12 protein-coding genes and 3 pseudogenes are annotated in these 13,464 nt (G+C 70.6%); 6 read left to right on the top strand and 9 right to left on the bottom strand.

What is annotated here, in order from left to right:
* Positions 1-77 precede the first annotated feature (77 nt).
* Both U0177_RS21020 and U0177_RS21025 read right to left on the bottom strand, forming a co-directional pair.
* Positions 78-560 (bottom strand): annotated as a pseudogene (locus U0177_RS21020) (fructosamine kinase family protein); the annotation flags it as partial.
* A 619-nt stretch (positions 561-1,179) separates the two neighbouring features.
* Positions 1,180-1,667, bottom strand: a pseudogene (locus U0177_RS21025) (low molecular weight protein-tyrosine-phosphatase).
* 172 nt (positions 1,668-1,839) lie between these two features.
* Between U0177_RS21025 and U0177_RS21030 the strand changes: the two are divergent.
* Positions 1,840-2,877, top strand: a complete 1,038-nt coding sequence (locus U0177_RS21030; RefSeq protein ID WP_409572627.1) for a P1 family peptidase — start codon at positions 1,840-1,842, stop codon at positions 2,875-2,877.
* Positions 2,878-3,000: 123 nt separating this feature from the next.
* Positions 3,001-3,924, top strand: a complete 924-nt coding sequence (gene lipA / locus U0177_RS21035) for a lipoyl synthase (protein WP_409572628.1) — start codon at positions 3,001-3,003, stop codon at positions 3,922-3,924.
* A 230-nt stretch (positions 3,925-4,154) separates the two neighbouring features.
* Here the strand turns inward: lipA and U0177_RS21040 are convergent, their stop codons facing one another.
* From U0177_RS21040 to U0177_RS21065, 6 genes and pseudogenes are all read right to left on the bottom strand, one after another.
* On the bottom strand, positions 4,155-4,943 hold the full coding sequence (locus tag U0177_RS21040) for an energy-coupling factor transporter transmembrane component T family protein (RefSeq protein WP_409572629.1): 789 nt from the start codon (positions 4,941-4,943) through the stop codon (positions 4,155-4,157).
* Between the two features lie 331 nt (positions 4,944-5,274).
* Positions 5,275-6,076: pseudogene (locus U0177_RS21045) on the bottom strand (energy-coupling factor ABC transporter ATP-binding protein).
* Positions 6,073-6,540, bottom strand: a complete 468-nt coding sequence (locus U0177_RS21050; protein ID WP_409572630.1) for a hypothetical protein — start codon at positions 6,538-6,540, stop codon at positions 6,073-6,075. The pseudogene U0177_RS21045 and the gene U0177_RS21050 overlap by 4 nt, the downstream one beginning before the upstream one ends.
* The gene (locus tag U0177_RS21055; protein ID WP_409572631.1) at positions 6,522-6,677 is read right to left on the bottom strand and encodes a hypothetical protein; all 156 of its coding nucleotides are present in this window, start codon (positions 6,675-6,677) and stop codon (positions 6,522-6,524) included. Before U0177_RS21055 ends, U0177_RS21050 begins: the two co-directional genes overlap by 19 nt.
* Before the next feature lie 19 nt (positions 6,678-6,696).
* Positions 6,697-6,996, bottom strand: coding sequence for an ATP-binding cassette domain-containing protein (locus U0177_RS21060; protein WP_409572632.1), 300 nt, complete (start codon positions 6,994-6,996; stop codon positions 6,697-6,699).
* A 22-nt stretch (positions 6,997-7,018) separates the two neighbouring features.
* Positions 7,019-7,612 (bottom strand): hypothetical protein, encoded by a 594-nt coding sequence (locus U0177_RS21065; RefSeq protein WP_409572633.1) that lies wholly within the window; start codon positions 7,610-7,612, stop codon positions 7,019-7,021.
* Between the two features lie 1,702 nt (positions 7,613-9,314).
* Here U0177_RS21065 and U0177_RS21070 point away from each other — a divergent pair.
* From U0177_RS21070 to U0177_RS21085, 4 genes are all read left to right on the top strand, one after another.
* On the top strand, positions 9,315-10,097 hold the full coding sequence (locus U0177_RS21070; RefSeq protein ID WP_409572634.1) for a phytanoyl-CoA dioxygenase family protein: 783 nt from the start codon (positions 9,315-9,317) through the stop codon (positions 10,095-10,097).
* A gap of 9 nt (positions 10,098-10,106) precedes the next feature.
* On the top strand, positions 10,107-10,709 hold the full coding sequence (locus tag U0177_RS21075) for a ribonuclease domain-containing protein (RefSeq protein ID WP_409572658.1): 603 nt from the start codon (positions 10,107-10,109) through the stop codon (positions 10,707-10,709).
* Positions 10,706-11,152 carry a barstar family protein gene (locus U0177_RS21080; RefSeq protein WP_409572635.1) on the top strand — a complete coding sequence of 149 codons (447 nt, stop codon included), beginning with the start codon at positions 10,706-10,708 and terminating at the stop codon, positions 11,150-11,152. Before U0177_RS21075 ends, U0177_RS21080 begins: the two co-directional genes overlap by 4 nt.
* Before the next feature lie 146 nt (positions 11,153-11,298).
* Positions 11,299-12,150: an LLM class F420-dependent oxidoreductase gene (locus tag U0177_RS21085; RefSeq protein WP_409572636.1), complete on the top strand. Its 852-nt coding sequence runs from the start codon at positions 11,299-11,301 to the stop codon at positions 12,148-12,150.
* Between the two features lie 17 nt (positions 12,151-12,167).
* On the opposite strand, the gene U0177_RS21090 is transcribed toward U0177_RS21085, so the two are convergent.
* Positions 12,168-13,436 (bottom strand): phospholipase D-like domain-containing protein, encoded by a 1,269-nt coding sequence (locus U0177_RS21090; protein ID WP_409572637.1) that lies wholly within the window; start codon positions 13,434-13,436, stop codon positions 12,168-12,170.
* Positions 13,437-13,464: the final 28 nt, after the last annotated feature.

Raw genomic sequence — 13,464 nt, forward strand, 5'->3', positions numbered from 1 at the left:
CACGCGCGGGTCGGCAGAAGGCCGTTGCGCGCGGCTAGCTCGGCCTGGAAGCCCAGCCGCCGATCGCGGAAGAACGCCAGCCAGCTGGCCTCCCAGCCGTTCGGCTGCGGCGTGGCCCCGATGTAGTTGTCGTGGCCGAGCCCGTAGGCCGGCAGCGGGCGCGGTGCAGCGGCGGCTAGCCCCGCGCCCAGCAGCCCGCCGGCGCGGGCGCGGCTGGCCGCCGCCGGGGCCTCGGAGCCACCCAGCAGGATGAAGCCGCTGGCGAACGGCGAAACCGGGGCACCTCCTGGTCGGCCGCCGGGCGGTCGGCCGGTGGCCGGCCCAGGATCCCGGTACGCCAGCACCGCCGGCACGCGCACCGCCCCCGCCGCGCCCAGCAGCTGCAGGCCGCGCGCCTCGGCGCCGAAGAATCCCGGCTGGCCGCGCCCGCCGACTTTCAGCAGGTATGCGCCGCGCGCGGTGCGCAGGCGCAGCGCCTGAGCTGATGCTGCCGCCGCCCACGGCCGCCCGCTCGCGGATGGGCGTGCTGTCGCCGGCCTGGCGCAGCGCCTCCTCGGCAATCAGAGTTGTTGGTCGTCGTTAGCATCGTTCTGCTCTTCGGGGGCTCCGTCGCCCCGCGCCCCGCGAGGGCGTTCGGGGGCTTCGCGCCCCGCGCCCCGCGAGGGCGTTCGGGGGCTTCGCGCCCCGTGCCCCGCAGAGGGGCGTTCTCGGGGCTTCTGCGCCCCGCCCCTGCGAGGGCTTGCGGGGCTGCGCGCCCCCGTGCCTCATGGGCGGAGGCCGCCGCCGGCCTCCTGCACCCAAGGCGCGGCTTCGCCCCAGACCCCGTAACGAATCCCGCCGCCGCTACATCGCCGGTGGCAACATGCCTCGTGGCGCGGATACGGGTGATGAGCCGGTTCTGTGGCATGCGCGTCTGGCGTTGCCGCTGGCACGGCCTTCCCGTAGGGCGCGCATTGTGCGCGCCACACACTCTCGCCCCGCGAGGGCTTAAAGAATGCCGCCGCCTCTTACAGCGCTGGTGGCACATGCGTTCCCCGTGGCGCAGAATGACGTAGGTTTGCCCTGTGGCATGCGCGTCTGGCGTTGCCACTGGCACGGCCTTCTTCGCTGTGAAGGCGCGCACGATGCGCGTCCTGCATGAGGAAATGCGCTTCCTTGCCCCCGCCCCCCGCTCAGTCTTCAAACGCTCACTCGCTCACTCGCTCGACGATCTGGCCCAGCAGGCCGCGATGCCTGCTCCACCAGCTCGTACACCTCGTCGAACCCGCCGGTGTAGTACGGGTCGGGCACGTCGCGCACCCCCGCCGCCGGCGCGTAGTCCATCAGCAGCGCCAGCGTGGCCCCGGCGCGGCTGGCCAGGTACTGCAGCTCGGCCATGTGGCTGCGGCTCGCAGCGATCAGGTAGTCGTGGAATCCGCACAGTTCAAGCGGCTGCACCTGGCGCGCCCGGTGCGTATACTCAATGCCGCGCCCGTGCATGCGGCGGGTGCCCCGGTGCGCGGCCCGCCGACATGCCACGCGCCGGTGCCGGCCGAGTCGGCCTCGATCCGCTCGCTCAGGCCGGCCTGCGCCACCAGGTGGCAGAACACCGCCTCGGCCATCGGCGAGCGGCAGATATTGCCGGTGCAGACGAATAGCACGCGGATGGGTTTGGGTTGCGTTGGCATGGCTCTTCTCTACCTCGTGATCTGGCTGGTCGCGGGTATGGTACCATATTTTTCGCGGCGCGCGAGCGCAAAAAAGCGCCCGCCGCAGCCCGCCGCCTCGCGCCGCTATGCCTCAGGGCGGCGGCACACTGGCCTCCAGGCCCGCGTGGGGCTATTGGCAAAGGAGCAGCATATGAACCGATCGCGCCTTCGCGATCATGGCATTGCCATCGGCGCGCTGCCGACCGGCGCGCACAATGCGATCACCGACGTGCCGGGGGTGCTGGTGGGCCACACCACGCTGATCTACGACGAGCCGCGCGTGGCGCGCACCGGCGTGACGGTGGTGGTGCCGCACGCCGACCCCCGCGAGCAGCAGGTGTTTGGCGGGTTTCACTCGTTCAACGGCAACGGCGAGATGACCGGCACGCACTGGCTCGAGGAGTCCGGCCTGATCGACGCGCCGATCGGCATTACCAACACCCACGGCGTCGGCGTGGTGCGCGACGCGCTTGTGGCGCACGTGCTGGGCCAGGGCAGCGGCTGGCTGCTGCCGATCGCCGCCGAAACCTACGACGGCGTGCTGAGCGATATCGATGCGTTCCACGTGCGGCCCGAGCATGTGTTCGCGGCGCTGGCCAGCGCCCGCAGCGGCCCCGTCGACGAGGGCAATGTCGGCGGCGGCACCGGCATGATCTGCCATGGCTTCAAGGGCGGCATCGGCACGTCGTCGCGCGTGGCCGCCACCGAGTGCGGCGCCTACACGGTTGGCGCGCTGGTGCAGGCTAACTATGGCTGGCGCGGCGACCTGCGCGTCGATGGCGTGCCGGTTGGGCGCGCGCTTGGCCCCGATCTGGTGCCGCTGCCGCGCGCCAGCAGCGGCGAGGCCGGGTCGATCATTGCCGTCGTCGCCACCGACGCCCCGCTGCTGCCGACCCAGTGCAAGCGCCTGGCGCGCCGCGCGACCGTCGGCCTCGCGCGCGTCGGCGGCAATGGCTACAACGGCAGCGGCGATATCTTCCTGGCGTTCGCCACCGGCAACGTGGTGCCGCGGCGCGGCGGGCTGGCCGAGCTGCTGATGCTGCCGCACGACGCGATCAACCCGCTGTTCGCCGCCGCCGCCGATGCCGTCGAGGAGGCTATTCTCAACGCGCTCTGCGCCGCCGAGACGATGACGGGCTTTCAGGGGCGCACGGCGCACGCGCTGCCGCTCGATGCGCTGCGCGGCTGATCGGCCGCCGCAAGTGTGGGCAAAAGCCCCCGGATATGGTACACTATCGCGCAATACGCAAGCTAAGCGTTGCGAAAGTCGCACAGGCTAGCCGCCTTTCCTGGCCTACGAAAGGTTCTCGATATGGCTGAGTTCATCCCGCTTACGCCGGCCGCCGCCCCGCCCGCCGATACGGCCGCCCCGCCCGCGCCGCGCTCGCGCCGCCCCGAGTGGCTGCGCGCCAAGATGCCGGCCGGCCCGAACTACGAAGACGTGCGCTCCCTGATGCGCCAGCAGCGCCTGAATACCGTGTGCGAGGAGGCGCGCTGCCCGAATATCGGCGAGTGCTGGAACCATCGCACCGCCACGTTCCTGCTGCTCGGCGAGGTCTGCACGCGCGGCTGCCGCTACTGCGCCATCGCCAAGGGCAAGCCCGGCCCGCTCGACGAGCAGGAGCCCGACCGGATCGCCGAAGCGGTGGAGCACCTGCGGCTGAAGCACACCGTGCTCACGGCGGTGAACCGCGACGACCAGCCCGATGGCGGGGCGCATATCTTCGCCGCTTCCATCCGCAAGATCCGCGAGCGCCTGCCCGACTGCCGCATCGAGGTGCTGATCCCCGACTTCGAGGGGAACTGGGAGGCCCTGGCGATGGTGATGGACGCGCGCCCCGACGTGCTGAACCACAATATCGAGACGGTGCCGCGGATCTTCCGGCGCTTCCGGCCCAAGGCCAGCTACGCCCAGTCGATCGAGCTGCTGCGCCGCGCCCGCGCGATGGGCGGCCGCGAGGTGGTGACGAAGAGCGGCATTATGGTTGGCGCGGGCGAGACGAACGCCGAGGTGCTGGGCGTGATGGACGACCTGCGCGGCGCCGATTGCGATGTGATGACGATCGGCCAGTACCTGGCGCCTTCGACTTCGCACTGGGCGATCGAGCGCTACGTAACGCCGGCCGAGTTCGCGATGTTCAAGGCCGAAGGGCTCAGCCGCGGCTTTAAGCACGTCGAGAGCGGCCCACTGGTGCGCTCGAGCTACCACGCCCACGAGCACGTGCCCCAGCGCTAGCCGCAGGGCCATAGCAGCACGCAGGCCAGGCCGGGGCGAGGCGACTCACCCCGGCCTGGCCTTTCTTCTGTTTTGCGCTGGCCTGCTCGGCGAAGCCGTGCAGGCCAGCATAAAAGGAGCGCTCTGCCGAAGGCTAAGCCCGCCAACTGCGTAAGTCATAAGAAAATTTCGGGGGCGGCTTTGCCGCCCCCAAACCCCCACATGCAGCACGTGTTCTGCCGGATGCAGCATCACCCCAGCGCCAGCAGGTCGCGCCCAGCCAGCGCCGAGGCCAGCGCGGCCAGCAGCAGCAGCAGCGCCGCCGCCAGCAGCAGCCAGCTGCCGCGCCGCAGCGGCTCGAACTCGGCGCGGAACCGGCGCCGCGCGAAGCCGCGGATCTCCAGCACCTTGCCCACCGTGTCGGCGCGGTCGACGGCGTTGAGCGTCAGCGGCACGAAGATTGGCGCCAGCCCGCGCGCCCTGCCGATCAGCCCGCGCTCGATCAGCGCGTGCCCGCGCGCCTTCTGCGCGTCGGCGATACGGCCGAACTCGGCCAGCACGATCGGCACGAAGTTCAGCGCCAGCACGATCATCAGCGCGTAGTCGAGCGGCAGCCGGAAGAACATCAGGCCGCGGATCAGATCGGAGTTGTTGGTGGTCATGATGGCGATCAGCAGCGGCATGGCGAACACGAAGATGCGCAGGATCGACACCAGGCCGAGGTACAGCCCCTCGCGCGTGATCGCCAGCGCCGGGCCAAGCGGCAGCCCGGCCGGCACCAGGTACACCAGCGGCGCGCCCGGCACCGTCAGCCCGAAGATCAGCCCCACCACCACGATGATCGCCGCCAGCCCGCGCATGCGCCGCAGCGTCTCGGCCAGCACCCCGCCGGCGGCGGCCACGGCTACGATGCTCGCCAGCACCACCAGCAGCGAGGCTGGCCGCGCGAAGATCAGCCCGGCGACCAGCGTGGCCAGCAGCCACACGATTTTGACCCGCGGATCGACCGAGCCGAGGCGGCCGCGCTCGTTGAAGATCATAGGCGCTCTGCTAGTCTCTGCCTACGGCAGCAAGGTGTTTGCCGATCGGGTGTCTGCGCTGCGCTGCACAGCGCGGAAAACCGCAGACACCCGAAAAGGAACATACCGCTCCGCCGAAGGCTTGGAGCGGCTTTCAGGCTGATACTCATAGGAGTTACGCACGTGCGTGTTTCGGCTTCCTCACGGTACGGAATTGAGCCTGCGGCAGCTTGGTACTTGCTCATCTTCTGTGTCCATTTTCCGCGCGCCGCGCGGAAAATGGACACGATACGGAGATAGAGTACCGCTCTGCCGAAGGCTGAGGGCGCCAACTGCGTAAGTCCTAACTCAATCAGCTCGCCGAGCGCGGTGGCTTTAGCCCAGGCTGGCGGCCAGCGCCTCGGGGTGAGCGCGGCGGCACGCCCAGATCGGCCAGCGCCAGCGCCAGCCGGGTGATCTGCGGCGGCGCGAGGTGGCACGCGTCCAGCAGCGCCGCGTCGGCCATCACGGCGGCGGCGGGGCCGTCGGCCACCACCGCGCCGTCGTTCACCACCACCACGCGCCGGGCGTAGCGCGCCACATTAGCCATGGCGTCGTGCGTCACCAGCAGGATGGTGATGCCCTGGGCGTTGAGCGCCTCGGCCAGCTCCATGATCTGGCGCGCGTCACGGTGATCCTGCCCGGTGGTCGGCTCGTCGAGCAGCAGCACCTGCGGGCGCATGGCCACGATCGCCGCGATGGACAGCTTCTGCTTGTCGCCGCGCGCCAGAAAGCGCGGGAAGGTGTCGCGCAGGCCGGCCAGCCCGAACTGCTCGAGCGCGGCCTCGGCGCGCGCGGCGACCTCGGCCTCGCCCAGGCCGAGGTTCTTCAGGCCGAAGCGGATCTCGTCGACGACCGACCCGGCGAACAGCTGGTCGTTCGGCTCCTGGAAGATAAAGCCGATCCGCCGCGCCAGCTCGGACACCTTGGCCCGGCGCGTGTCGAGGCCGTCGATCAGCACGGCCGCCGCTGGGCTTCAGCAGGCCCAGGATCAGCTTCATCAGCGTGCTCTTGCCCGAGCCGTTGCTGCCGATGATCGCCACGAACTCGCCGCGCGCGAACGCCAGGCTGGCGCCGCGCAGCACCGGCGCGCCCAGGCGGTAGCCGAAGCTCACGGCGTCGAGCCGGATGAGCGGCTCGCCCGGCGCCTGCGGCGCGCCTGCGGGTGGCGCGACGGCCGCGGTGTGGCGGGGAGGCAGTTGCCAGCGCCGCCGCCAGCACCGGCATCGCTTCTTCCTCGGTCAGCGGGAGCTGCGGCCAGCCCAGCGCCGGGCTCGACAGCGCCAGCTGGGCGACCTGCGGTAGGCGCACGCCCGCCTGCGCGAACAGCTCGGGGCGCGGCCGCGCGCGGCGGGGCGTCGAGGAGCACCTGGCCGGCGTGCAGCAGCACCAGCCGGTGGGCGTGGCGCGCCAGCAGCTCCAGCTCGTGCGACACCAGCACGATCGTGGTGCCAAGCTCGCGGTTCAGCCGCTCGCACAGCGCGAAGATCTTGCCGACCATCAGCGCGTCGAGCTCGCTGGTGGCCTCGTCGAGCACCAGCACCTCGGGGCGCGAGACCATCACGGCGGCGATGGCCACGCGCCGCTTCTGGCCGCCGAGAGCGCCTGCGGCGAGCGCTGCGCCAGGTGGCTGATCTCGAGCAGCGCCAGCGCCTCGTGGGCGCGCGCGCGCGCCTCGGCGTGCGAAAGCCCTGGCCGAGCGGGCCGAGCAGGCACTCCTCCTCGACCGTCGACATCACCAGCTGCGCGTCGGCATCCTGAAACACCAGCCCGACGCTGGCCGAAAGCTCGGCGACTGTGAGCGCGGCGGTGTCGCGGCCGTCACTGCACCGCGCCGCGCAGCTCGCCCTGGGGTGTAGTGCGGATGAGTCCGTTTCAGCGCCTGGCACAGCGTCGTCTTGCCCGCGCCGGGCGAGCCGACGAGCCCGACGAACTCGCCGCGGCGAAGCGCCAGATCGACGCCGCGCAGCACCGGCGCGGCGCCGGTAGGGTAGCGGTAGTGCAGGCCGCTGACAGTGATGATTGCGTCGGTCATATGCGGCGGCGTGGGCGCGGGCTCAGGCGCGCGCGGCCAGCATGCCCTGGCGGATGAGCGCGGGCCGCACGGCGCGGTAGAGCAGCGGCGTCAGCACCAGCGCGATCAGCCAGGTGGGCAGCGCGACGCCGAGGAAGCCCGAGACCCACCAGGCGGCGAAGCCGGTGCCGAAGCTGGCGCCGAAGCGCCCGAACGACTGGCCGGTGAACGGCGTGCCAAGCAGGCCCAGCCAGGTAAACAGCGAGAACAGCGTCCACGATACCAGCAGCACCAGGCTGACGATGCCGATCACCTGGGCGTTGCTCAGCTCGCGCCCGTCGCGCCCGAAGGTCTTCGCCAGCAGCGCGGCCAGCAGGAAGCTGCCGCCGTGCGCCGGGATGTTCGCCAGCGGGAACGGGCTCGAGGTGGCCAGCATCGTGAGCAGGCCGGTGGCGAGCGCGATGCCGGCGAGCGGGCCCCAGCCCAGCCCCGGCGCGATCAGCAGCGCCATCAGCACGTAGATCGCGATGCTGGGCGCGAGCTGCGCGCCGCCGATCTGCAGGATGCGCCCGGCGGCGTGGGCGATGAAGACGATCGCGAGGAAGGCGGCGGCGAGCGAGATCTGGCGCGTGTTCATGGGCATTGCTCCATCGTCTCAGTGAACAGGCCTGCGCTGCCGCCGGGCCGCGCGGAGGGCGCGGCGAGCGTAGGGCTGGCGTGCTCGTGGCCGGGTGGGACGCGAATATTGGGGGCGGGCGAACGCGCAAGGGGTGCGCGCTCGCCGCCTCGAGGCAGGCGGGGGCCTGCGCGGCCCCGCGCCCCGCGTTTTGCGCTCTGCTCGCGCGTCAGGGCAGGCGGCCTGCGCGGCCCCGCGCCCCGCGCTTCGTTGCCCGCGCGTCAGGCAGGGCGGCCTGCGCGGCCCGCGCCCCGCAGCAGGAGGCCGCCGCCGGCCTCCCGCATCCTTCCGTGGGGCTTCGCCCGGCCCCGTAAAAGAATGCCACCTCATTTGCGATGCTGTTGGCGCATGCCTCGTGGCAAACCGACACGTCACTCCGCGCCACGAGGATGAGCGTATGACATTGCCACCGGCACGGCCTTCCCGTAGGGCGCGCATCGTGCGCGCCTTCTCCCGGTCGGGGCGGCGGCGCATGCCTCGTGGCAAACCGACACGTCACCCGCGCCACGATGCGCGAGCGTATGGCAGTGAGGCTGGCAAGGCCTTCCCGTAGGGCGCGCATCGTGCGCGCCTTCTCCCGGTCGGGCGAGCGGCGCTCCCCGTGGCAAACCGACACGTCACTCCGCGCCACGGGCATGAGCGTACGACATTGACTGGCACGGCCTTCCCGTAGGGCGATCGTGCGCGCCTTCTCCCGGTCGGGGCGGCGGCCATGCCTTGTGGCAAACCGACACGTCACCCGCGCCAATGATGAGCGTATGACATTGCCACTGGCACGGCCTTCCCGTAGGGCGCGCATCGTGCGCCTTCTCCGTCGGGGCGCGGCGCATACCGTGGCAAACCGACACGTCACTCCGCGCCACGAGCATGAACGCATAACATTGCCACCGGCACGGCCTTCGCAGGCGCATCGTGCGCGTTTGTCGGTCGGGCGGGCCCCGCGCCCCGCGCTTTTGCCTGCTCACGCGTCAGGCGGGGCCCGCGGCCCTGCGCGGCGGCAGGAGGCCGCCGCCGGCCTCCTGCACTCATGGGGCTTCGCCCCAGGCCCCGTAAAGAATGCCACCTCATTTGCGATGCTGTTGGCGCTGCCTTCGTGGCACAGAACATGTGATTTCGCTCCTGAGGCGTGCGTGGCAGTGTCTGGCTTCCCGAGGCGTGCCTCGTGTCCTGATCTGCTCTGGTTTGCCCTGAGGCGTGCCTCGTGGGACAGAATGATCTGTCGGTTTGCCCTGAGGCGTGCCTCGTGTCACAGAATGATCTGTCGGTTTGCCCTGAGGCGTGCCTCGTGGCACAGAATGATCTGTCGCTTTGCCCTGAGGCATGAGCGCACAACAGAGAGGCTGGTACGGCATTCTTTCAGCCGGAAAGGTTGTAGGAAAACCGGCAGGGTTTTCCTGCGCGGGGGGCCGGGGGCCGGGTGCCCTTTGGGCGTGCCCCGGAGCGACCAGCTCACAGGGCTTGCAGGAAGCCAGGAGAAGAGAAACGAGCCAAACCGGCAGGGTTTTGCTGCGCGGGGGGCCGGGGGCCCTTTGGGCGTGCCCCGCCGTAACGGTTGCCGTAGCCGGGCGAGCCTTGTGCTCGCCCGCCCTCGCACCAGAATTCCAAGAACGCGGTATCATACAGCGCACGCACCCGCCGCCCCCAGCAGATCAGGAGAAACGCTATGCCACCGATCGGACGCCCCGGCGCGCTCACCGAGCGCGAGCGCTTTCTATTCGAGACCACCGGCTACCTGGTTGTGCCCGACGCGCTGACCCCGGCCGAGACCGAGGCGTGCCTGGCGGCGTCGCGCCGGGCGCACGCGCCGCACCCGCGCGGCCAGTGGCGGCAGATCGGCCACCTGCACGAGAGCGAGCCGGCGATCGAGCAGCTGATCGACCACCCGTCGGTGCTGCCCAAGGTGCGCGCGCTGATGGGCGACTACTTTATTCTCCAGAGCTCGTGGTGCACTGTGCAGCCGGCGCGCACCGCCGGCGGCGGCTACCACCAGGATGGCTCGGGCGTGTACGAGTTCCGGCGCCTGGCTACGCCGACGCCGCTGGTGCAGCTGCGGATCGGCTACTACCTCACCGACCAGTCGGAGGACGGTATGGGCAATATGGTGATGATCCCCGGCAGCCACAACATTGCGCTAACTATGCCCCAGGGCGTCAGGGCCGACGACGACGACCTGGATATTCGCGAGGTTGTGTGCGGCAGGCCCGGCACGGCGCTGCTGTTCCACCAGGGCGTGTTCCATCGCACCGGCCGCAACGACCGCGACTTCGACCGCTTTACCATGCACATGGTCTACGCGCCGCCGTGGCTCATCCCCTCCGACCGCACCGGCAACGACCCGGCGTTTATCGAGCGTACTACGCCGCTGCGCCGCGCGCTGATGGGGGTTTGGCAGCGCCCCGAGGAGCCGTTTGGCGTGGGCTACCCGCGCCCGCCGTTTGAGGATTAGCCTGTGCTCATGTTCCGCTTCAGCCGCGCGCTTGGCTGCCTGCTGCTGCTGCTCGCGCTGGCGGGCTGCGTGCCCCTGCCCGCGCCGGCCTCTGCTGTTGCGACGCGCCAGCCGGCGCGGCCAACGACGATCAAGTATGGCCCGAGCGCGGCGCCGGCTACTGCTACGCCGGCCGTGCTGCCCACTGCTACGCCACGCCCGGCGGCCAGGGCTACCGCCACGCCGGCCGCGCGGCCCACCGCCGCACCGCGCCCAGCGGCCAGGGCCACCGCTACGCCACGCCCGGCGGCCACCGCCACGCCAGCCGCCGCCAGCGCGCCGCGGATCGACGGCTTCGACGCGGTGACGCCCGACCAGCTGCCGGCCCAGGCGCGCGCGACGCTCGCGCTGATCGCGCAGGGCGGGCCGTTCCCCTACCGCCAGGACGGCGCGGTGTTTCAGAACCGCGAGCGCCGGCTGCCGCGCAAGCCCGCCGGCTACTACCACGAGTATACGGTTGTGACGCCTGGCTCGCCCGATCGCGGCGCGCGGCGGATCATCGCCGGGGCGCGCGGCGAGCTGTTCTACACCGCCGATCACTACGATACATTTGTGCAGGTGCTGCCAGAATGAATGCGACGCTGAACGAGATCGCTACGTTTGCCCGCCCGCCGGGGCTGTATACTCTGCGCTCGCGCGCGCGCCCGGCCGCGATCGTGCGGTCGCTCGAGCAGGGCGGCCGGCGCTGCTTCTACCTCGACGGCGGCGCGATCGGCGATAAGGCCGCGTTTCTCGCCGCCGCCGCCGAGGCGATGCGCTTCCCGGCATACTTTGGCCATAACTGGGATGCGTTCGAGGAGTGCGTGAACGACCTGAGCTGGGCGCCGGCGCGCGGCTACGCGCTGCTGTACGACAACTCCGCGCGCTTCGCGCGCGCGCAGCCCGCCGAGTGGGCTACCGCCCGCGCCATCCTGGCCACCGCCGCCGAGCGCTGGCGCGCAACGCCAACGCCGCTCTATGCGCTGCTGCGCCCGACGTTCCACAGCCCTGCGGGCCGCTCGGCCGGCCCGCCGTAGCTCGCCGAGCTGCGCTTGCCGGCGAGCCACCACCGTGTCTATCGCATCATAGACACGAGCTACGCAGTCGGGGTTCGGGGGCGCAAGCCCCCCGAGCCCCCACGCGGGAGGACACCGCGTAGCTCGCGTCACAGAGAGGAAACCCCATGAGCACGCTTCGCTTCGGTATTAAAACCGCCCCCCAGCACACCACCTACGAGGCCATGCTGCGCGTCTGGCAGGCCGCCGACGCCGTGCCGGCGTTTGAGCACGCCTGGCTGTTCGATCATTTCGCGCCGATCTTTAGCGACCTCGACGGGCCGTGCTTCGAGGGCTTCACGCTGCTGTCGGCGCTGGCCGCCCAGACCAAGCGCATCCGCGTGGGCTTGATGGTGGCCGGCAACACCTACCGCCACCCGGCGGTGCTGGCGCACATGGGCGCCACGATCGACGTGATCTCGGGCGGGCGCTTCGATATGGGCATTGGCGCCGGCTGGAATGAGTACGAGCACGCGAGCATGGGGCTGCCGCTGTATGCGCCGGGCGAGCGCATCCGCCGCCTCGGCGAGGCCTGCGAGATCATCAAGCGGCTGTATACCCAGCACCTCACCGATTTCGACGGGCGCTTCTACCAGCTGAAGGACGCGCGCTGCGAGCCTAAGCCGGTGCAGAAGCCCTACCCGCCGTTCGTGATCGGCGGCGGCGGCGAGCAGCTGACGCTGCGCGTGGTGGCGCAGTACGCCGATGTGTGGAACTTCGCCGGCGGCCCGCCCGAGGCGTTCGAGCACAAAGCGCAGGTGCTGCGCGTGCACTGCGCCGCGATCGGCCGCGACCCGGCCGAGATCGCGCTGTCGGTGCAGATCATGGTCAACTACGAGAACCTGGACGAGACGGCGGCCAATCTGCAGCGCTTCGTCGACCTGGGCGCGACGCACCTGATCCTTAATCTGCGCTACCCCTACCCCGACGGCATTGTCGAGCGGGTGGCCGCCGAGGTGCTGCCGCGCGTGCGCGCGTAGCCGGCGCGGCGCCGGGGCTACTTCGGCGGCTTCAGCGCGGTGGCGCGCACGCGCTGGAACTCGGCCTCGAATGCGCTCGCGAGCTGCGCGTCGTCGACGATCAGCAGGTTCTCGTCGTTGTCGTTCTCGGCGTTGTTGGTGAAGTTGTACGAGCCGAAGATCACGGTTTTGCCGTCGATGATGATCACCTTGTGGTGCATGACATACGGGTTGCCGTCCTGCAGCACGTCGAGCTTGGCCTTTAGCATTTTGCCATACTCGCTGTACAGCGTCTCCGAGCCGGTGGTTTCGAATACGCCGGCAACCTGCACGCCTTCTTTGGCCTTCTGGCGCACGGTCTTGCCGATCGGGTCGCTGGTGAACGAGAACGCCAGGAAGTGGATCGACTGCGTGGCCTGCTGCAGGCGGCTGTTGATCCGCGCGGCCACGCCGTCCTCGGGGGCGAAGTAGTTCTCGACGCGCACGCCGCCAATGCTCAGCACTGGGTCGCGCAGGCTGCCGGCCTTGGCCGGGCCGAACTGGCGCTGCACAAACATCTTCTCGAACTCGGCGGTGTAGTTCTGGGCAAGCTCGGCCGAGGCGATCTGGATGGCGTTGTTGTTCAGCCGGTAGGTATCGCCGTCGGTGAAGTTCCACGAGCCGGTCCAGACCGTCGCGGCGTCGACGACGACGAACTTGTTGTGCATGATCGCCGGCCGGCCGTCGTCGACGATCGGGATGCGCGCGCCTTTGACGATCGCGAAGGCGCGCTGCACCGCCGCGTCGTCGTTCGTGAGCGTGTCGCTGTCGGTGACCATGCGTACGCGCACGCCGCGGCCGGCGGCGCGCGCCAGCGCGTTGGCTACGTTCTCGAGGTCGAAGTCGTAGATTGCGATGTCGATCGTGGCTGTGGCGGTGTCGAGCAGCGCCGCCAGGTGCGCGTCGATGCCGTCGCGGTGGTACTCGCGCCGGTCGGGGTAGCGCGGGTTGCTGAAGAACAGCTGGTACCAGCCGCCGCTCTGGCTGTACACTGCCGCCGAGCTGCCCTGCCCGCCGGCGGGCGCGCTCACCGCTGTGGTGGGCAGCGGCGTGGCGGCGGGCGGCTGGGTCGGCTGCGCGGCGGGCGCCAGGGTCGGCTGCGCGGCGCTGGTCGACAGGTCGACGCGGATCACCGGGCCGTCGCTGGGCTGCAGCCAGCTGAACGCGTCGGGGTAGCGCCAGTACAGGTACAGCACGCCGATCAGCACGGCGAGCGGCAGCAGCCCGCGCAGCACCGAGCGTCTGGGTCGGCTCGAACGCCTGCTCATGTTCGCCTCACCTAGCCCCGGCTTTGAA

The sequence above is a fragment of the Kouleothrix sp. genome (genome assembly GCF_046328425.1).
Classification (GTDB): Bacteria; Chloroflexota; Chloroflexia; order Chloroflexales; family Roseiflexaceae; genus Kouleothrix.